This is a genomic window from Bordetella genomosp. 2, assembly GCF_002261345.1.
In the GTDB taxonomy this organism is placed as follows: Bacteria; Pseudomonadota; Gammaproteobacteria; order Burkholderiales; family Burkholderiaceae_B; genus Bordetella_A.
This window is the reverse complement of the sequence record NZ_NEVT01000007.1, coordinates 100,810-118,998: the sequence shown is the minus strand read 5'-3', so window position 1 is coordinate 118,998 and position 18,189 is coordinate 100,810. Positions and strand designations below refer to the sequence as shown.

Genomic DNA, 18,189 nt, shown 5'->3' with positions numbered 1-18,189 from the left:
AAAACGCGGATTTTAACGCGTGGATGCAATCGCAGTCTTGGTGCCGACGCAATTGGCGTATACGATGTCAGCCGCGCGACTGTGCCCAGGCGCATCGCGGGATATATCGTCCCCCTTTTTTGACGCCCATGACCCTCGATCGCGGCCTTTCCTCCACGCAATTGCCCGTTTCCGCTCCGCTGCCCATGGCACCGCTCCCCCACCGGCCGTTCCGCGGCGTGGCGCTCACCGCCTGCTTCGCCGTGCTGTTGCTGCTGATGAGCCGCTGGATCGACCTGCCGCTGACCCACGCCATCGAGCGCCACGTGCCGCCGCTGGTCAACGACGTGTTCGACCAGATCGGCGACCTGGGCGACAGCGAGGGCTACATCCTGGCCGGGCTGCTGCTGTACGTGGTGTCGCTGGTCGGCATGCGGCGCGGCTGGACCTGCCCGCTGCGGGCCGGCTTCGAGCGCCTGGCGCGCTACAGCATGCTGCTGCTGGCCACCATGAGCATCGGCGGGCTGATCACCCTGGTGCTGAAGAAAGTGGTGTCGCGCGCCCGCCCGGAAGTGCTGCTGGAGCAGGGCTGGCACGGCCTGGGCGTGCCGTTCGCCGGCGACCCGTACGATTCCTTTCCGTCCAGCCATACGCTGACCGCTTTCGCGGTGGCCGCCGTCATCGGCGAGATCGCGCCGCGCTGGCGCCTGCCGCTGCTGCTGGTGGCCGCCGTGGTGGCGGCCAGCCGCGTGATCAACCGCGATCACTTCCTGTCGGACGTCACCGCGGCGGCCTTCGTCGGCATCATGGTGGCGCATTACCTGGCGCCGTACATCCTGGGCGAACGCTATCGCTGGATGCTGCGCGCGCCGTGGCGCTGGCGGCAGGGCGAGGCGCCGGGCCGCTAGGGCGGCCGCCGGCACCCGCCCGGCGCCGGGCTGCCGGCCGCGCGGATGGCCGCTAGGCCGCGGGCGGCGCCACCGCCGCGCCCTGGATGCCGTGGCGCTGCAGGGCCTGCGCCACGAAACCCCCGGCCTTCATGTCCTCGACGAATGCGGCGAGCGCCGCCGCGGCCGCCGGGCCGCGGCCCTTGGGCGTGCCCATGGCCTGGCGGATGGTCATGAAACTGCCGGGCAGCATGCGCAGGCCGGGCAGGCGCCGCATGTCGGCTTCCAGTTGCTGCTTGACGCCGGCCGCCACGTCGGCGTTCTCGGCCAGGAAAGCCTCGACCACCGCCGGCGAGGTGGGCGCGCGCAGGATCCGCGCGTGCTTGAGTTCGCGCGTCAGATACAGGTCGTACGCGCTGCCCTTGCCGACCATGACGCTGACACCTTCGCGGTCCACCGCGTCGCGCTCGCGCAGGGGCGAGCCGTCGCGCACCACGTAGGCGCCCTCGATCAGGACATAGGCGTCGGTGAAGGCGATGCCCGCGCCGCGCACCGGGTCGATGGCGAAAAAGCCGATGTCGGCCTGCTCGTTGGTCACGGCGTCGACCGACTTGCCGGCGCTGTCCCAGACCACCAGTTCCAGCTCGACGCCCAGCCGTTCGGCGAAGGCGCGCGCCAGGTCGATCGATACGCCGGCGGGCTCGCCGCTGGCCGGGTCGCGCCCGGCCAGGATGGGATTGCCCAGGTTGATGGAGGCGCGCAGCTTGCCGGTGGGGGTGAAGGCTTGGATGATCGTGGGGTCGAGCGTCATGGTCGGGTCCAGGTCGGGGCTGTACGGGCAGCGTAGCTCAAGCGCGGTGTCTGGCGCCCGAAGGATGCCAGACACCCTGGAGGGCCGTCAGGCGACTTCCGGATCCCCTTCCTTCTTGACCGGCTTGACCAGGTCTTCCCGCTTGACTCCCATCCACATGGCCAGCGCGGCGGCGACGAACACCGACGAGTAGATGCCGAACCAGATGCCGATGGTCAGCGCCAGGGCGAAGTAGTGCAGCGACGGGCCGCCGAAGAACAGCATGGCCAGCACCATCATCTGGGTCGAGCCGTGGGTGATGATGGTGCGCGAGATGGTCTGCGTGATGGCGCTGTTGATGACTTCGTGCACGGTGGCCTTGCGGTACTTGCGGAAGTTCTCGCGGATCCGGTCCATGATGACCACGGATTCGTTCACCGAGTAGCCCAGCACCGCCAGCACGCCGGCCAGCACCGACAGCGAGAACTCCCACTGGAAGAACGCGAAGAAGCCCAGGATGATGACCACGTCGTGCAGGTTGGCGATGACGCCGGCCACCGCGAACTTCCATTCGAAGCGGATGCCCAGGTACACCATGATGCCGATCACCACGAACAGCAGCGCCATGAGGCCGTTGTGCAGCAGTTCCTGGCCGACCTGCGGGCCCACGAATTCGACGCGGCGCAGTTCGACGGACGGGTCGGCGGCCTTCAGCGCGCCCATGACGGCTTCGCTCTGGGTGGCCGAGGTCTGGCCCTCGGTGAGCGGCAGCCGGATCATGACGTCGTGCGAAGTGCCGAAGTTCTGCACCTGGAAGTCGGTGTAGCCCAGCTTGGACACGGCGCTGCGGACGCTGTCGAGCTGCGCCGTCTGGGCGTAGTTGACCTCCATGACCGTGCCGCCGGTGAATTCGATCGACAGGTGAAAGCCCCGCGTCGCAATGAAGAATACGGCCGCCAGGAACGTGACCAGGCTGATGATGTTCAGCACCAGCGCGTGGCGCATGAACGGGATGGTGCGATGGATACGGAAAAATTCCATGTTTCGCCTTGAGTCCTATCGACGGCGGGCGGACGGGCCGCCCGCCAGGGTCAGTTTGCCTTGGGTTTCCAGACGGTGCCGATGGAAATGCTCGCGAGCTTCTTCTTGCGGCCATACCACAGGTTGGCCAGTGCCCGCACGCCCACCACCGAGCTGAACATCGAGGTGACGATGCCCAGGCAGTGCACCACGGCGAAGCCGCGGATCGGGCCGGAACCGAAGGCCAGCAGCGCCAGGCCGACGATGAGCGTGGTCAGGTTGGAGTCGAGAATGGTGCCCCAGGCGCGCTCGAAGCCATGGTGGATGGCCTGCTGCGGCGAGGCGCCGTTGCGCAGTTCCTCGCGGATGCGCTCGTTGATGAGCACGTTCGAGTCGATCGCCATGCCGAGCGTCAGCGCGATGGCCGCGATGCCCGGCAGCGTAAGCGTGGCCTGCAGCATGGACAGCAGGGCCAGCAGCAGCAGCACGTTCATCGTCAGGCCCAGCGTCGAGAATACGCCGAACAGGTGGTAGTACAGGATGATGAACACCGCGATGGCCAGGAAGCCGTACAGCGTGGAGTGGAAGCCCTTGGCGATGTTGTCGGCGCCCAGGCTGGGGCCGATGGTGCGTTCCTCGATGATGGACATCGGCGCGGCCAGCGCGCCCGCGCGCAGCAGCAGGGCGGTGTCGGCGGCTTCCTCGGCGGTCATGCTGCCGGAGATCTGCACCTGGCCGCCGGCGATCTCGCTGCGGATGACCGGCGCGGTGACGACTTCGCCCTTGCCGTTCTCGAACAGCAGGATGGCCATCCGCTTGCCGACGTTGTCGCGCGTGACGTCGCGGAAGATGCGCGCGCCCTTGCTGTCGAGCGTCAGGTGCACGGCCGCCTGCTGGGTCTGCGAGTCGCGGCCCGGCTGGGCGTCCTGCAGGTTCTCGCCGGTCAGGATGACCTGGCGGCGCACCAGGATGGGGCGGCCGTCGCGGTCGGTGTAGCGCTCCAGGCCGAACGGCACCGAGCCGCCCGCCAGGGCCGACTGGGCGGCCGGGGAGTCGTCCACCATGCGGATTTCCAGGGTGGCGGTGCGGCCCAGCAGTTCCTTGGCCTTGGCCACGTCCTGCACGCCGGGCAGCTGGACGATGATGCGGTCGGCGCCCTGCTGCTGGATGACCGGCTCGGCCACGCCCAGCTCGTTGATGCGGTTGTGCAGGGTGTTGATGTTCTGCTTGAGCGCCGAGTCCTGGACGCGGGTGACGGCGGTGGGGCTCAGCATGCCGACCAGGGTGGGGCGGCCGGATTCCTCGCCTTCGGTGAACTGCAGGTCGGGCAGGCGGCCGCGCAGCAGGCTGTGCGCGCGGTCGCGCTCGTCCGCGTTGGCGAAGCTGGCCACCACCGAGGTGCCGGCGCGCTCGACGCCGGCGACGGGGATTTTCTCGTCGCGCAGGACGGTGCGCACGTCGGCCGCCAGCGAGTCGTAGCGGGCGGTCAGGGCGCCCTGCATGTCGACCTGCAGCAGGAAGTGCACGCCGCCGCGCAGGTCCAGGCCCAGGTACATGGGCTTGGGCTCGAACCAGCCCAGCGCGCGCATCCACGGGGGCGAGGCGGGCAGCAGGTTCAGGGCCACGGTGTATTGCGGGTCGTCCGGCGTGGTGTTGAGCGCCTTGTCGAGCAGGTCGCGCGCCTGCAGCTGCACGTCGGTGGACGGGAAGCGCGCCCGCACGGTGCCGAGCGTGCCGTTCTGTTCATAGTAGACGTTGGTGGCCGGCACGTTGGCCGAGGCCAGGATCTGTTCGACCCGGGCCAGCGTGGCGTTGTCCACCTTGATGGTGGCTTTCGCGCTGGACACCTGGACGGCGGGGGATTCGCCGTAGAAATTGGGCAGGGTATAGAGCAGGCCGATGACGACCGCAACCAGCACCGTGATGTACTTCCAGAGGGGATAGCGGTTCATTGGCGGCTAGTTCATGCGAGATGGAGCGAGAAAAGGCCCCCGCGAATGGGGGGCCGGATAAGACGCTTACAGGGCCTTGATGGTTCCCTTGGGCAGCACGGTCGACACGGAAGTCTTCTGCATCAGCACCTCGACCGGCTTGTCGGCCAGCTCGGCGACTTCGACGGTGATGTAGGTGTCGGTGACCTTGGAAACCTTGCCCAGCAGGCCGCCGGCGGTCAGGACTTCGTCGCCCTTGGCCAGGTTGGCGACCAGGTTGCGGTGTTCCTTCTGGCGCTTCATCTGCGGACGGATCATCAGGAAATAGAGGATCACGAACATCAGCACGATGGGCAGCATCCCCATCAGCGCGCTGCCCTCCGGGGCAGCCTGGGCCAGGACGAGGCCAGCGGTATCGATAACGGACATGAAAATCTCCTGAATTTTGGATGGTTGGGAGCAGGTTATGGCAATTTGTTTTCTGCGCCCGTCCCCGCGCGAGCCTTGGACAGGGCAAGCCGACTATTGTAGCTAGGTTATGGGGGGAGGGCGTCCTGCCGGGGGACGGATTCGGGCGCCAGCCTTCGCGGGGCGCCCGGGGGGCAGGTGTCAGACACCTCATCGGGCGGGACAGGTGTCAGACACCCTCGCGGCGCTGCAGGCCTGCCCGGAGCGTCTCGAGGGGTGTCTGACACCTTTCGCAGAGAGCCCGACCTGCCGAGAAAAACTATTCCACCCCCCCCGCCGCCGGTCCGCCGCAAACTGCTCCCGCCAGGCGTCGAACGTGCCGCCGGCGATGGCTTCGCGCATTTCGGCCATGATCGTCAGGTAGAAATGCAGGTTGTGCAGGGTGTTGAGCCGCGCGCCGGTGATCTCGTTGGCGCGCTGCAAGTGGTGCAGGTAGGCGCGCGAGAAATGGGCGCAGGTGTGGCAGGCGCAGCTCGGGTCCAGCGGCCGGGTGTCGTCGCGGTACTTGGCGTTGCGGATCTTCAGGTCGCCGTAGCGGGTGAACAGCCAGCCGTTGCGGGCATTGCGGGTGGGCATGACGCAATCGAACATGTCCACCCCGCGCGCCACGCCCTCGACCAGGTCCTCCGGCGTGCCCACGCCCATCAGGTAGCGCGGCGCCTGCGCCGGCAGGCGCGGCGCGACGTGCGCCAGGATGCGCATCATGTCTTCCTTGGGCTCGCCCACCGACAGGCCGCCGATGGCGTAGCCATGGAAGCCGATGTCAGTCAGCCCGGCCAGCGATTCGTCGCGCAGGTGCTCGTACATGCCGCCCTGCACGATGCCGAACAGCGCATTGGGGTTGCCCAGCCGGTCGAATTCCTCGCGCGAGCGGCGCGCCCAGCGCAGCGACATGCGCATCGAGCGGGCCGCTTCCTCGGCCGTGGCCGGGCGCCCGTCGATCTGGTAGGGGGTGCATTCGTCGAACACCATGACGATGTCGGAATTCAGCGAGCGCTGGATGCGCATGGATTCCTCGGGCGTCAGGAACAGGCGCGCGCCGTCGATGGGTGAGGCGAACTTGACGCCTTCCTCGGTGATCTTGCGCATGCCCTGCAGGCTGAAGACCTGGAAGCCGCCCGAGTCGGTGAGGATCGGCTTGTCCCACTGCATGAAGCCGTGCAGGCCGCCGTGCGCGTCGAGGATATCCGTGCCCGGGCGCAGCCACAGGTGGAAGGTGTTGCCCAGCACGATCTGGGCGCCGATATCCTTGAGTTCGTGCGGCAGCATGGCCTTGACGCTGCCGTAGGTGCCGACCGGCATGAATATGGGCGTCTCGACCACGCCGTGGTTCAGCGTGATGCGGCCGCGGCGGGCCTGGCCGTCGGTGGCCAGCAGTTCGAAATTGAGTCCGGGCATGATCAGGGGGCGGGCGATTCGATGAACATGGCGTCGCCGTAGCTGAAGAAGCGGTACCGCTGGGCGACGGCGTGCGCGTAGGCGCGGCGGATGGGCTCGATGCCGGCCAGGGCCGACACCAGCATCAGCAGGGTGGATTGCGGCAGGTGGAAATTGGTGACCAGCGCGTCGATCACCCGGTAACGGTAGCCGGGCGTGATGAACAGGCGGGTGTCGCCCTGGGCCGGCGCCAGCGGCGCATCGGGCCCGGCCGGGTTGTGCGCCGCGGCCGATTCGAGGGCGCGCACGCTGGTGGTGCCGACGGCCACCACGCGGCCGCCGCGGGCGCGCGCGCGGGCGACCGCCTCGACCACCGCCGGGCCCACCGTGTACCACTCGGCGTGCATGACGTGGTCGTCGAGCTTGTCGACGCGCACCGGCTGGAAGGTGCCGGCGCCCACGTGCAGGGTGACGAAGGCGCGCTCGACGCCCAGCCCGGCCAGGCGTTCCAGCATGGCCTCGTCGAAGTGCAGGCCGGCCGTCGGGGCGGCCACCGCGCCGGGTTCGCGCGCGTAGACCGTCTGGTAGCGGGCTTCGTCGGTGGCGTCGGCGGCGTGCGAGATATACGGAGGCAGCGGCGTGGCGCCGTGCGCGTCGAGCAGGTCCAGTACCGGCGCGGGAAAGCGCAAGTCGTAGAGCTCGCCGGCGCGGCCCAGCACGGTGGCGTCGAAGGCGCCGGCCAGCCGCAGCGTCGTGCCCGCGCCCGGCGACTTGCTGGCGCGCACGTGCGCCAGGGCCCGGTCCGCTTCGACGATGCGCTCGACCAGCACCTCGACCTTGCCGCCGCTGGCCTTCTGGCCGGTCAGGCGCGCCTTGATGACGCGCGTGTCATTGAACACCAGCAGGTCGCCCGGCCGCAGCAGGGTGGCCAGGTCGGGGAATTGGCGGTCGTGCAGCGCGCCGGCGGCATCCAGGTGCAGCAGCCGGCTGCCGCCGCGCTGCGCCGCCGGTGTCTGGGCGATCAGTTCGGGCGGCAGGAAATAGTCGAAATCGGAAACGGTAAGGGAGGAAGACACGCGGCTGGCAACTCGAAAGAGGGCCCGCCAGGGCGGGCTCGGACAACCCGCTATTGTATGCGGAGCCGGCTGCCCGGGCCGCTTTCATCCACGGGCCGGCCGGGTTCGGTATGCTTGCGTCTTTATCGGAACAATGCGTGGCGGACGCGGCATGGCGGTACCCAGGGACACACGAGGCGGGCGATGGAAACGATGGCTGGCGGCGGGCATGCTGCTGGCGGGCGCGATGGCGGCGCGGGCGCAGGGCCTGCTGCCCGACGAGCTGGCGCGCGCCTGGAAGGCCTCGGGCCTGCCCGAGTCGTCGATGTCGCTGGTGGTCCAGGAACTGGGCGGCCAGCGCATGCTGTCCATCAACGCCAACGAGCCGCGCAACCCCGCCTCGGTCATGAAGCTGGTCACCACCTGGGCCGCGCTGTCCGAGCTGGGGCCCAATTACGTATGGCGCACCGAATTCCTGACCGAGCCCGGCGTGCGGCCCGACCAGCATGGCGCCCTGTCCGGGCCCCTCTACTTGCGCGCCTCCGGCGACCCGCACCTGATGGTGCAGGATCTCTGGACCATGCTGCGCGAACTGCGCCTGCGCGGCGTCAAGAAGATCGGCGACCTGGTGGTCGACCGCAGCATTTTCGGGCAGGTCGCCACCGACCCGGGCGCTTTCGACGGGGCGCCGGACCGCGCCTACAACGCCAGCCCCGACGCCCTGATGGTGGGGTTCGGTGCGCTGCGCCTGCTGTTCAGCCCCGACCCGGCGGCGCAGAAATGGATTCCCATCATCGATCCTCCCTTGCCGGGGCTGCGCCTGGAGGGGCAGGTGGAATGGAGCAGCGCCCGCTGCCCCGGCCCGCCGGTCGTCACCACCGACCCGGTGCTGACCCAGCAGGGCGTGTCGATCCGCCTGGGCGGGACGGTGGCGGGCTCGTGCGGCGAGTTCAGCCTGTACCGCCTGGCGGTGTCGCAGCCCGAATTCGCCGAATCCCTGTTCCGGCTGCTGTGGCGCGAGCTGGGCGGCAGCTTCTCCGGCAAGATCCGCGCCGGCATGGTGCCGCCCGACGCCGTGCTGCTGGCCTCGCACGAGTCGCCGCCGCTGGGCGAGGCGATCCGGCAGATCAACAAGCGCAGCAACAATGTCATGGCCCGCGCCGTGCTGCTCACGCTGGGCGCCGAGCGTGGCCGCCGGCCCGCCACCACCGAGAGCAGCGAGGCCGTCGCCAAGGCGGTGCTGGCGGGGCAGGGCCTGCACATGCCCGAGCTCGTCATGGACAACGGGGCCGGCCTGTCGCGCTCGGCGCGGGTGTCGGCCGAGAGCCTGGCGTCGATGCTGACGCTGGCCTGGCATTCGCCCCTGATGCCGGAATTCCTCTCGTCGCTGTCGATCGCCGGGGTGGACGGCACCATGCGGCGCCGGCTCAAGGGCGAGGAAACCGCCGGCATGGCGCATCTCAAGACCGGGTCGCTGCGCGACGTGCGGGCGGTGGCCGGCTATGTGCTGGGCGCCAGCGGCAAGCGCTACGTGGTGGTCAGCATGGTCAACCATCCCAACGCGGTGGCGGTGCGCGCTTTCGACGACGCCCTGGTCGCCTGGCTGGCCACCCAGTAAGCCGCGCCGCGCCCAAACGGTTTACGATTGCGCTGTCGGCGCCCGCGCGCCGCCGTTCCTAGCATCCTGGAGATTGCCGCACATGCCCGTGCATGAAATCCGCCACCCGCTGATCCGCCACAAGCTCGGCATCATGCGCCGCGCCGACCTCAGCACCAAGAGTTTCCGTGAATTGTCCCAGGAAGTGGGCGCGCTGCTGACCTACGAGGCCTCCAAGGACCTGCCGCTGGCCCAGTCGACGGTCGAGGGCTGGTGCGGCACGGTGCAGGTCGAGAAGATCGCCGGCAAGAAAGTGACCGTGGTGCCCATCCTGCGCGCCGGCATCGGCATGCTCGACGGCGTGCTCAGCCTGATCCCCGGCGCCAAGGTCAGCGTGGTGGGCGTGGCCCGCAACGAGGAAACCCTGCAGGCCCACACCTACCTGGAACGCCTGGTCGGCGAGCTGGACCAGCGCCTGGCGCTGATCGTCGACCCGATGCTGGCCACCGGCGGTTCCATGCTGGCCACCATCGACATGCTCAAGCGCGCCGGCTGCCGCGAAATCCGCGCGCTGGTGCTGGTGGCCGCGCCGACCGGCATCGAGGCGGTGCTCGACCGCCACCCCGACGTGCACATCTATACCGCTTCCATCGACCAGGGGCTCAACGAGCACGGCTATATCATGCCGGGCCTGGGCGACGCCGGCGACCGCATTTTCGGCACCAAGCAGAAGACCGAATGACGGCGCACTGACGGCGGGCCGGCGCGCCGCCGCGGCGCGCGCCCGTCAGGCGGCCAGCGGCTCGCGCCGGCCTTCCTGGTACGCGCCGAACCAGTGCAGCTGGCGCGCCAGCCCGGCCACTTCGCCGACGATCAGCAGCGCCGGGGCGCGCACCTCGTGGCTGCGCGCCACGCCGGCCAGGTCGGCCAGCTGGCCGGTCACCACGCGCTGCTCGGGCCGGCTGCCGTTCTCGATCAGCGCGAACGGCGTGGCGCCCGACCGGCCGTGGCCGATCAGGCGGGCCGACAGGGTTTCCAGTTGCCCCACGCCCATGTAGAACGCCAGCGTCTGGTGCTCGCGCGCCAGGCCGGGCCAGTCGAGCGAGTCCTCGTCTTCGCGGCAATGCGCCGTCACCAGGCGCACCGATTGCGCGTGGTCGCGGTGGGTCAGGGGGATGCCGGCGTAGGCGGCACAGGCCAGCGCCGCCGTGATGCCCGGCACGACCTCGTAGCGCACGCCCTGGGCGCGCAGGTATTCCAGTTCTTCGCCGCCGCGTCCGAAGATGAAGGCGTCGCCGCCCTTCAGGCGCACCACGCGCCGGCCCGCGCGGGCATGTTCGGCCAGCAGCGCGTGGATGCGCGCCTGCGTGGCGTCGTGATCCTCGCCCGGCCGCTTGCCCACGGCCACGCGCTCGGCATCGCGGCGCGCCAGCGCCAGCACGGCCGGGCTGACCAGGCGGTCGTACAGGATGACGTCGGCTTCGTTGAGGGCGCGCAGCGCCTTCAAGGTCAGCAGCCCGGGGTCGCCGGGGCCGGCGCCCACCAGCACCACGCTGCCCTGGCTGGCGTCCTCGGGGGCGTCCAGCGCGTCGTTCAGCACCCGTTCGGCCTCGGCCGGCTGCTGCTGGCGCAGCAGCCCGGCCACCGGCCCGTCCAGCAGCCAGTCGTAAAAGCGCCGGCGCTGTTTCAGGTCCGGCCGGCGCTCGCGGATGCGCGGGCGGTAGCGGGCCGCCAGCCCGGCCAGCGCGCCCAGCGAATGGTCGAACAGCGATTCCACGCGTTCGCGCAGGCGCCGCGCCAGCACCGGCGCCACGCCCGACGACGAGATGGCCACGATCAGCGGCGAGCGGTCGACGATGGACGGCACCTGGAACGAAGACAGCTCGGCGTCGTCGACCACATTGCTGAATACCCGCCGTTGCGCGGCGGCGCGCGAGACGGCGGCATTGACCGCCCGGTCGTCGGTGGCGGCCACGACCAGCCAGGCGTCGTCCAGCCATTCGGCCCGGAACTCGCCTGGCAGATGGCGGATGCGGCCCTCTGCCGCCAGCCCGGCCAGTTCGGGGGCGAGCGCGGGCGCGCCCACTTGCACGTCGGCCCCGGCTTCAAGCAGGACTTGCGCCTTGCGGGCGGCGACCTCGCCGCCGCCCACCACCACGACACGGCGGCCCTGCAGATCGGCGAATAAGGGGAAAAGCTTCATCAAGATCAGCCTGGCGGGACGAGCCCGCGATATGTCAATCGATCATAGGGACAGCCCCTCATCCCTACAACTTTTGATTAATTGGATTGATATAGCGATAAGTGATTAGGGAGCGCGGCATGCCTATCCGACGTCTCCCGGCTTGCCGCCCATCCACTGCGCCATTTCGATCACTTCGCGCGCCACGTCGCCCAGCCGCCGCTGGCGCTGCATGGCGCGCTCGCGCAGCAGGCGATGCGCCTGTTCCTCCGAGACACCGCGCAGCTGCATCAGCAAGCCCTTGGCTTTTTCCACCGCTTGCCGGTCGGCCAGGCGCTGGCGCGCCTCGGCCAGCTCTTCGCGGCGCGCGCGCTCGACCGCGCCGCGCTCGATGGCCACGGTCAAGAGCGGCTGGATGCGTTCCGGCGGCACTTGTCCCACGACGTAGGCCGCCACGCCGGCGCGCAGGGCGGCGCGGATGGTGGCGCGGTTGCCGTCGTCGGTGAACATCACCACGGGCCGCGCGCTGTGCTCGCTGGCCACGCAGATGTCCTCGAGGGTGTCGCGGGCCGGCGCGTCGGCGTCGATCAGCACCACGTCGGGCGCCAGCAGGGTGATGGCCTCGGCCAGGTCCATGCCGGCGGCGCGCTCGGCCACGACTTGCACGCCCGCCGCCGCCAGCGTCTGGCGCAAGGCCGCCGCGCGTCCGTCCCCGTCGTTCAGAAGCATGACCTTCAGCATGATGGCTCCCATTCGTAGCGAGAAAAAGCAACATCCATGCCATCGGCCCGCGCGGGCCGCGGCGCGGGCGGCGCGGTGCGCATGGCGCGACGGCGGGGCGCGCGGCACAGCGATGGTGCGCTGCGGCATGTGCGCCTGCACCATTTCTGTGCCGGGCAGCCGCCGCTGCCCTCGGTTCCCGGGGCGGGCGAAGTTGGCATGGGCTTTGCTTTGGTGGAGGAGGGCGGCCAACGGTGGTCGCCACGGCCGCCGCTGGGGCGGCCGCGCTCAGGACAACGGCGTTCTGCGATCCGCCAGGCTGGCACGGCCCGGCGGCGCGCGGAACGCTTTTCTTTTATGGAGCAACGATGTCCGCGATGCACCGCAAGTCCGCACCGGCCGCCGCGCCGGCCATCGAGCCGGCCGAGGCCGCCAATGCCCAGCGTCGCAAGTGGCTGGGCAATACCGCCAAGGCCGTGGCCGGGGCAGGGCTGCTCGGCCTGGTCGATCCGCTGGTGCGGGCCGGCGCCTGGGCGGCCGGCAGCGACGCGCCCGAGCAACCCGAGGTGCGCGTCGGCTTCATCCCGCTGACCGATTGTGCCTCGGTGGTGATGGCCTCGGTGCTGGGCCTCGACCGGAAGCACGGGGTGCGGATCGTGCCGTCCAAGGAGGCCTCGTGGGCCGGCGTGCGCGACAAGCTGATCAACGGCGAACTGGATTTCGCCCATGTGCTGTACGGCCTGGTGTACGGCGTGCACCTGGGCATCGGCGGGCCGCAGAAGGACATGGCGGTGCTGATGGGCATCAACCAGAATGGCCAGGGCATCACGCTGTCGTCCAAGCTGCGCGAGGCCGGCGTGGCCGACGGCGATTCGCTGCGCAAACATATGCAGGCCGAGCAGCGCGCCTACACCTACGCGCAGACCTTTCCCACCGGCACGCACGCCATGTGGCTGTATTACTGGCTGGCCGCGCACGGCATCGATCCCATGCGCGACGCGCGCGTGATCACCGTGCCGCCGCCGCAGATGGTGGCCAACATGCGGGTCGGCAACATGGACGGCTTCTGCGTGGGCGAGCCCTGGGGCGCGCGCGCCATCATGGACCGCATCGGCTTTACCGCGGCGACCACCCAGCAGATCTGGGCCGACCATCCCGAAAAAGTGCTGGGCGCCACGGGCGACTTCGTGGCGGCGCATCCCAATACGGCGCGCGCCGTCACCGCGGCGGTGATCGAAGCCGGCAAGTGGATCGACGCGTCGGCCGAGAACCGCCGCAAGACCGCCGAGACGATCGCCGCCAAGTCGTACGTGAACACCGCCGCCGACGCCATCGTCGACCGCATGCTGGGCCGCTATGCCGACGGCCTGGGCAAGACCTGGGACGACGCGCACCCCATGCGCTTCTACGCCGACGGCGCCGCCTGCTTTCCGTACCTGAGCGACGGCATGTGGTTCCTGACCCAGCACAAGCGCTGGGGCTTGTTGAAGTCGCATCCCGATTACCTGGGCGTGGCGCGCGCCGTCAACCGCATCGATGTCTACCGGCAGGCCGCCGCCGCGGCGGGCGCGCCACTGCCGCAAGGCGAAATGCGCGGGTCCACCCTGATGGACGGCGTGCGCTGGGACGGCAGCGACCCGGCCGCCTACGCCGACGGCTTCAAGATCAAGGCCTGACAGGAGCGCCCTATGCCGACGACCACACTCTCCGCCACTTTCTCGCGCGGCGCCGCCTGGCGCGGGACCCTTGAAGGCGCGGTGCGCGCCGCGGTCGGGCCGGCGGCCGGCTTCGCGCTGTTCGTGCTGGTGTGGCAGGCCATCGCCATGGCGATTCCGGACATCCCGACTCCCGGCGCCACCTGGGACGCGGCGCGCCTGCTGTTTGCCGACCCGTTCTACGACAACGGCCCCAACGACCAGGGCATAGGCTGGAACGTCCTGGCTTCGCTGCGGCGGGTCGGCATCGGCTTTGGGCTGGCGGCGGTGGTGGGCATCCCGGCCGGTTTCGTGATGGGCCGCTACGCCGCCGCCAACGCCATGTTCGCGCCCATCGTCAGCCTGCTGCGGCCGGTGTCGCCGCTGGCCTGGCTCCCCCTCGGCCTGCTGTTGTTCCGCGGCGCCGACCCGGCCGCCATCTGGGCGATTTTCATCTGCTCGATCTGGCCCATGGTGATCAACACCGCGGCCGGCGTGGCGCGCGTGCCGCAAGACTACCTGAACGTGGCCCGGGTGTTGAATCTGTCGGAATGGCAGGTGGTCACCAAGGTGCTGCTGCCAGCGGTGCTGCCGCACATCCTGACGGGCGTGCGGCTGTCGATCGGCACGGCCTGGCTGGTGATCGTGGCGGCCGAAATGCTGACCGGCGGCACGGGCATCGGGTTCTGGCTATGGGACGAGTGGAACAACCTGAAGGTCGAGCACATTGTCGTCGCCATTTTCGTGATCGGCATCGTTGGCCTGGCATTGGAGACCGCCCTGGTGCGCCTGGCCCGCCGCTTCGCCTATACCGAGGAGTAAGCCATGGAAAAGTTCGTGCGCATCGAGAATGTCGGCCAGACGTTCGTCACCGCCCGGGGCAGCTTCGTCGCCTTGCGCGACATCAACCTGACCGTCGCGCAGGGGGAATTCATCTCGCTGATCGGCCATTCGGGCTGCGGCAAGTCTACGCTGCTGAACCTGGTGGCGGGCCTGACGCGGCCCACCGCGGGGGTGTTGCTGTGCGCCGAGCGCGAGATCGCCGGGCCGGGGCCCGACCGCGCGGTGGTGTTCCAGAACCATTCGCTGTTGCCCTGGCTGACCTGTTTCCAGAATGTCCATTTGGCGGTGCAGCGCGTATTCGGCGCGCGGGAAACCAAGGCGCAGCTGGCCGAGCGCACGCGCGCCGCGCTGCAACTGGTGGGGCTGGCGCACGCGCAGGACAAGCTGCCCGGCGAGATTTCCGGCGGCATGAAGCAGCGCGTGGGCATCGCGCGGGCGCTGGCGATCGAGCCCAAGGTGCTGCTGCTGGACGAACCGTTCGGCGCCCTGGACGCGCTGACCCGCGCGCACCTGCAGGACGAACTGCTGAAGATCGTGGCCGCCACCCGCAGCACCGCCATCATGGTCACGCACGATGTCGACGAGGCCGTCCTGCTGTCGGATCGCATTGTCATGCTGACCAACGGCCCGGCGGCCACCATCGGCCAGATCCTGCCCGTGCCCCTGGCCCGGCCGCGCGACCGCGTCGCGCTGGCCGGCGATCGCGATTACCTGGCCTGCCGCGCCGCGGTGGTCGATTTCCTGCACCGGCGCCACGGCAATCCGGCGCCGGGCCAGGCGGCGGCGCGGCCCGAGCCGGCCGCCGTCATCGAAACGGCCGACGCCTGAGGGCCGGCCCGCAAGCAACACGAGAGACATCATGGACAAGAAACTGAAGCTGGTGATGGTGGGCAACGGCATGGCCGGCGTGCGCACGCTGGAAGAACTGCTCAAGCTGGCCCCTGACCTGTACGACATCACCGTGTTCGGCTCGGAGCCTTATCCCAACTACAACCGCATCTTGCTGTCGCCCGTCCTGACTGGCGAGCAGACCCTGCAGGACATCGTGCTCAATGACGTGGACTGGTACCGGTCCAATGGCATCGACCTGCGCATGAACTGCAAGGTCGAGCGCATCAACCGGGCGCGCCGCATCGTCATCGGCGCGGACGGCAGCGAAGTCCCGTACGACCGGCTGCTGCTGGCGACGGGGTCCAATCCGTTCATCTTGCCGGTTCCCGGCAAGGACCTGGACGGTGTGGTGACCTTCCGCGATATCCGCGACGTCAACCTGATGATCGAGGCGGCGCGCGCGCACCGGCGCGCCGTGGTGATCGGCGGCGGCCTGCTCGGGCTCGAGGCGGCCAGCGGCCTGGCCGCGCGCGGCATGGACGTGTCGGTGGTGCACCTGGGATCCGGCCTGCTGGACCGCCAGCTCGATCCTCAGGCCGCGCTGCTGCTGCAGCGCAGCCTGGAGGCGCGCGGGCTGAAGTTCCTGATGCCGCGCCAGACCGAAGCCTTGCTGGGCAATGCCGACGGCCGGGTGCGCGCCGTGCGCTTTGCCGACGGCGCAGAGGTCGAGGCCGACCTGGTCGTGATGGCGGTGGGCATCCGGCCCAACACCGAGCTGGCCGAGAGCTGTGGCCTGTATGTCAACCGCGGCGTGGTCGTGAGCGATACGCTGCAGACCTATGACCCGCTCATCTACGCGGTGGGCGAATGCGTCAGCCATCGCGGCACGGCCTATGGACTGGTGGCGCCGCTGTTCGAGCAGGCCAAGGTGGCGGCCAATCACCTGGCCATGCACGGCATCGGCCGCTACGAGGGCAGCGTCACTTCGACCAAGCTGAAAGTCACCGGCATCGACGTGTTCTCGGCCGGCGACTTCATGGGCGGGCAGGGCACCGAGGAAATCACCCTGGCCGATCCGGTGGGCGGCGTCTACAAGAAACTGGTGCTCAAGGACGACAAGCTGGTGGGCGCCTGCCTGTACGGCGACACTGCCGACGGCGCCTGGTATTTCCGGCTCATCCGCGAAGGCAAGCGGGTGGACGAACTGCGCGACCAGCTCATGTTCGGCGAGAGCGCCATCGGCGGCGACACCGGCCACGCCGGCGAGAACCGCGCCATCGGCATGCCCGACAGCGCCGAGGTGTGCGGCTGCAACGGCGTATGCAAGGGCACCATCGTCAAGGCGATTCGCGAGCAGGGCCTGTTCACCGTCGATGAGATCAAGAAGCACACCAAGGCCGCCAGCTCGTGCGGATCCTGCACCGGGCTGGTGGAACAGATCCTGATCAACTGCGTGGGCGGCGCCGCCGACGTCAAGCCCAAGTCGGAGAAGCCGCTCTGCGGCTGCACCGACCTGACCCACGGCGAGGTGCGCAAGGCCATCCGCCAGCACCACCTGGTGACGATCGCCGATGCCATGCATTTCATGGAATGGCGCACGCCCGACGGCTGCGCCACCTGCCGGCCGGCGCTGAACTACTACCTGCTGTCGACCTGGCCCGGCGAGGCGCGCGACGACAGCCAGTCGCGCCTGGCCAACGAACGCATGCACGCCAACATCCAGAAGGACGGCACCTATTCGGTGGTGCCGCGCATGTGGGGCGGGGTCACCAACCCGTCCGAGCTGCGCCGCATTGCCGATGTGGCCGACAAGTACGCCATCCCGCTGGTGAAGGTGACGGGCGGGCAGCGCATCGACCTGCTGGGCGTCAAGAAAGAGGACTTGCCCAAGGTGTGGGCCGACCTCGACATGCCCTCCGGGCATGCCTACGGCAAGAGCCTGCGCACCGTGAAGACCTGCGTGGGCAGCGAGTTCTGCCGCTTCGGCACGCAGGATTCCACCGCCATGGGCATCGCCCTGGAGAAGGACCTGGTGGGCATGTGGAGCCCGCACAAGGTCAAGCTGGCCGTCTCCGGCTGCCCGCGCAACTGCGCCGAATCGGGCATCAAGGACGTCGGCATCATCGCGGTCGAGTCGGGCTGGGAGCTCTACGTGGGCGGCAACGGCGGCATCAAGACCGAAGTGGCGCAATTCTTCGCCAAGGTGAAGACGGCCGAGGAGGTGCTGGAGTACAGCGGCGCGTTCCTGCAGCTGTATCGCGAGGAAGCCTTCTACCTGGAGCGCACCGTCCACTACCTGGCGCGCGTCGGACTGGAGTACGCCAAGGCGCGCGTGGTCGAGGACGCCGCCAACCGGGCCGAGCTCTATGCGCGCCTGAAGTTCGCCCTGTCGTTCGAAACCGACCCATGGCAAGCGCGCCGCGCCGCCGCGCCGGCTTCCCGCGAATTCCAATCCTTGACCGTATGAGACCCACCATGCCGCAAACCGCTACCTGCCAATGGCGCAACGTCTGCCATATCGACGACATTCCCCCCCAGGGCGCCCGCGTGGTGCGGCGGCCCGGCCAGGACGACGTGGCGGTATTCCGCACCGGCGACGGCCAGCTCTACGCGGTGGTGGACCGCTGCCCGCACAAGGGCGGCCCGCTGTCGGCCGGGCTGGTGCACGGCCGCTCGGTGGCATGTCCGCTGCATGGCTGGGTGCTGGACCTGGAAAGCGGCCAGGCCCAGGCGCCGGACCAGGGCTGCGTGCGCACCCTGCCGGTCAAGCTGGAGGGCGGCGCGGTGTATCTGGGCCTGCAAGGCGAGGGCTGAG

15 protein-coding genes and 1 pseudogene are annotated in these 18,189 nt (G+C 69.4%); 8 read left to right on the top strand and 8 right to left on the bottom strand.

The features are described 5' to 3' along the window. Positions 1 to 185: 185 nt before the first annotated feature. Positions 186 to 887 carry a phosphatase PAP2 family protein gene (locus CAL24_RS17290; protein ID WP_249278568.1) on the top strand — a complete coding sequence of 234 codons (702 nt, stop codon included), beginning with the start codon at positions 186 to 188 and terminating at the stop codon, positions 885 to 887. Positions 888 to 939: 52 nt separating this feature from the next. Here CAL24_RS17290 and CAL24_RS17285 read toward each other — a convergent pair whose 3' ends face one another. The 6 genes and pseudogenes from CAL24_RS17285 to queA form a co-directional block, all read right to left on the bottom strand. Beyond that, positions 940 to 1,677: an ABC transporter substrate-binding protein gene (locus tag CAL24_RS17285; protein WP_094807368.1), complete on the bottom strand. Its 738-nt coding sequence runs from the start codon at positions 1,675 to 1,677 to the stop codon at positions 940 to 942. 87 nt (positions 1,678 to 1,764) lie between these two features. Then, positions 1,765 to 2,697 (bottom strand): protein translocase subunit SecF, encoded by a 933-nt coding sequence (gene secF, locus CAL24_RS17280; RefSeq protein ID WP_094807367.1) that lies wholly within the window; start codon positions 2,695 to 2,697, stop codon positions 1,765 to 1,767. A 50-nt stretch (positions 2,698 to 2,747) separates the two neighbouring features. Then, complete coding sequence (gene secD, locus CAL24_RS17275) at positions 2,748 to 4,628, bottom strand: protein translocase subunit SecD (protein ID WP_094807366.1); 1,881 nt, start codon at positions 4,626 to 4,628, stop codon at positions 2,748 to 2,750. A 66-nt stretch (positions 4,629 to 4,694) separates the two neighbouring features. Further along, the gene (yajC, locus tag CAL24_RS17270) at positions 4,695 to 5,036 is read right to left on the bottom strand and encodes a preprotein translocase subunit YajC (RefSeq protein WP_028353085.1); all 342 of its coding nucleotides are present in this window, start codon (positions 5,034 to 5,036) and stop codon (positions 4,695 to 4,697) included. 309 nt (positions 5,037 to 5,345) lie between these two features. After that, positions 5,346 to 6,473 (bottom strand): annotated as a pseudogene (gene tgt / locus CAL24_RS17265) (tRNA guanosine(34) transglycosylase Tgt); the annotation flags it as partial. A 2-nt stretch (positions 6,474 to 6,475) separates the two neighbouring features. Further along, positions 6,476 to 7,528, bottom strand: a complete 1,053-nt coding sequence (gene queA, locus CAL24_RS17260) for a tRNA preQ1(34) S-adenosylmethionine ribosyltransferase-isomerase QueA (protein WP_028353087.1) — start codon at positions 7,526 to 7,528, stop codon at positions 6,476 to 6,478. Between the two features lie 151 nt (positions 7,529 to 7,679). Here queA and dacB point away from each other — a divergent pair, with 151 nt between their 5' ends. Together dacB and upp are read left to right on the top strand one after the other, a co-directional pair. After that, on the top strand, positions 7,680 to 9,125 hold the full coding sequence (gene dacB, locus CAL24_RS17255; protein ID WP_094807365.1) for a D-alanyl-D-alanine carboxypeptidase/D-alanyl-D-alanine endopeptidase: 1,446 nt from the start codon (positions 7,680 to 7,682) through the stop codon (positions 9,123 to 9,125). An 82-nt stretch (positions 9,126 to 9,207) separates the two neighbouring features. Continuing rightward, positions 9,208 to 9,846: a uracil phosphoribosyltransferase gene (gene upp, locus CAL24_RS17250; RefSeq protein ID WP_094807364.1), complete on the top strand. Its 639-nt coding sequence runs from the start codon at positions 9,208 to 9,210 to the stop codon at positions 9,844 to 9,846. Between the two features lie 45 nt (positions 9,847 to 9,891). Here the strand turns inward: upp and cysG are convergent, their stop codons facing one another. Both cysG and CAL24_RS17240 read right to left on the bottom strand, forming a co-directional pair. Next, positions 9,892 to 11,307 (bottom strand): siroheme synthase CysG, encoded by a 1,416-nt coding sequence (gene cysG / locus CAL24_RS17245; protein ID WP_094807363.1) that lies wholly within the window; start codon positions 11,305 to 11,307, stop codon positions 9,892 to 9,894. Between the two features lie 123 nt (positions 11,308 to 11,430). After that, positions 11,431 to 12,027: an ANTAR domain-containing response regulator gene (locus CAL24_RS17240; protein WP_028353091.1), complete on the bottom strand. Its 597-nt coding sequence runs from the start codon at positions 12,025 to 12,027 to the stop codon at positions 11,431 to 11,433. A gap of 356 nt (positions 12,028 to 12,383) precedes the next feature. Here CAL24_RS17240 and CAL24_RS17235 point away from each other — a divergent pair, with 356 nt between their 5' ends. The 5 genes from CAL24_RS17235 to nirD are packed head-to-tail and all read left to right on the top strand — an operon-like array spanning position 12,384 to position 18,188. Next, positions 12,384 to 13,682, top strand: coding sequence for a CmpA/NrtA family ABC transporter substrate-binding protein (locus CAL24_RS17235; protein ID WP_249278585.1), 1,299 nt, complete (start codon positions 12,384 to 12,386; stop codon positions 13,680 to 13,682). A 12-nt stretch (positions 13,683 to 13,694) separates the two neighbouring features. After that, positions 13,695 to 14,522 carry a nitrate ABC transporter permease gene (ntrB, locus tag CAL24_RS17230; protein ID WP_028353093.1) on the top strand — a complete coding sequence of 276 codons (828 nt, stop codon included), beginning with the start codon at positions 13,695 to 13,697 and terminating at the stop codon, positions 14,520 to 14,522. A 3-nt stretch (positions 14,523 to 14,525) separates the two neighbouring features. Continuing rightward, positions 14,526 to 15,371 (top strand): ABC transporter ATP-binding protein, encoded by an 846-nt coding sequence (locus CAL24_RS17225; protein WP_094807361.1) that lies wholly within the window; start codon positions 14,526 to 14,528, stop codon positions 15,369 to 15,371. Between the two features lie 31 nt (positions 15,372 to 15,402). Next, a complete protein-coding gene (nirB, locus tag CAL24_RS17220; RefSeq protein WP_028353094.1) occupies positions 15,403 to 17,841 on the top strand; it encodes a nitrite reductase large subunit NirB in 2,439 nt (812 codons plus the stop codon). Positions 17,842 to 17,849: 8 nt separating this feature from the next. Continuing rightward, a complete protein-coding gene (gene nirD / locus CAL24_RS17215) occupies positions 17,850 to 18,188 on the top strand; it encodes a nitrite reductase small subunit NirD (protein ID WP_028353095.1) in 339 nt (112 codons plus the stop codon). Position 18,189 lies beyond the last annotated feature (1 nt).

Coding starts and splice junctions, on each gene's coding strand:
- CAL24_RS17290 (WP_249278568.1), top strand. CDS start 186: ATGGCACCGCTCCCCCACCGGCCGTTCCGCGGCGTGGCGCTCACCGCC.
- CAL24_RS17285 (WP_094807368.1), bottom strand. CDS start 1,677: ATGACGCTCGACCCCACGATCATCCAAGCCTTCACCCCCACCGGCAAG.
- secF (WP_094807367.1), bottom strand. CDS start 2,697: ATGGAATTTTTCCGTATCCATCGCACCATCCCGTTCATGCGCCACGCG.
- secD (WP_094807366.1), bottom strand. CDS start 4,628: ATGAACCGCTATCCCCTCTGGAAGTACATCACGGTGCTGGTTGCGGTC.
- yajC (WP_028353085.1), bottom strand. CDS start 5,036: ATGTCCGTTATCGATACCGCTGGCCTCGTCCTGGCCCAGGCTGCCCCG.
- dacB (WP_094807365.1), top strand. CDS start 7,680: ATGGCGGTACCCAGGGACACACGAGGCGGGCGATGGAAACGATGGCTG.
- upp (WP_094807364.1), top strand. CDS start 9,208: ATGCCCGTGCATGAAATCCGCCACCCGCTGATCCGCCACAAGCTCGGC.
- cysG (WP_094807363.1), bottom strand. CDS start 11,307: ATGAAGCTTTTCCCCTTATTCGCCGATCTGCAGGGCCGCCGTGTCGTG.
- CAL24_RS17240 (WP_028353091.1), bottom strand. CDS start 12,027: ATGCTGAAGGTCATGCTTCTGAACGACGGGGACGGACGCGCGGCGGCC.
- CAL24_RS17235 (WP_249278585.1), top strand. CDS start 12,384: ATGCACCGCAAGTCCGCACCGGCCGCCGCGCCGGCCATCGAGCCGGCC.
- ntrB (WP_028353093.1), top strand. CDS start 13,695: ATGCCGACGACCACACTCTCCGCCACTTTCTCGCGCGGCGCCGCCTGG.
- CAL24_RS17225 (WP_094807361.1), top strand. CDS start 14,526: ATGGAAAAGTTCGTGCGCATCGAGAATGTCGGCCAGACGTTCGTCACC.
- nirB (WP_028353094.1), top strand. CDS start 15,403: ATGGACAAGAAACTGAAGCTGGTGATGGTGGGCAACGGCATGGCCGGC.
- nirD (WP_028353095.1), top strand. CDS start 17,850: ATGCCGCAAACCGCTACCTGCCAATGGCGCAACGTCTGCCATATCGAC.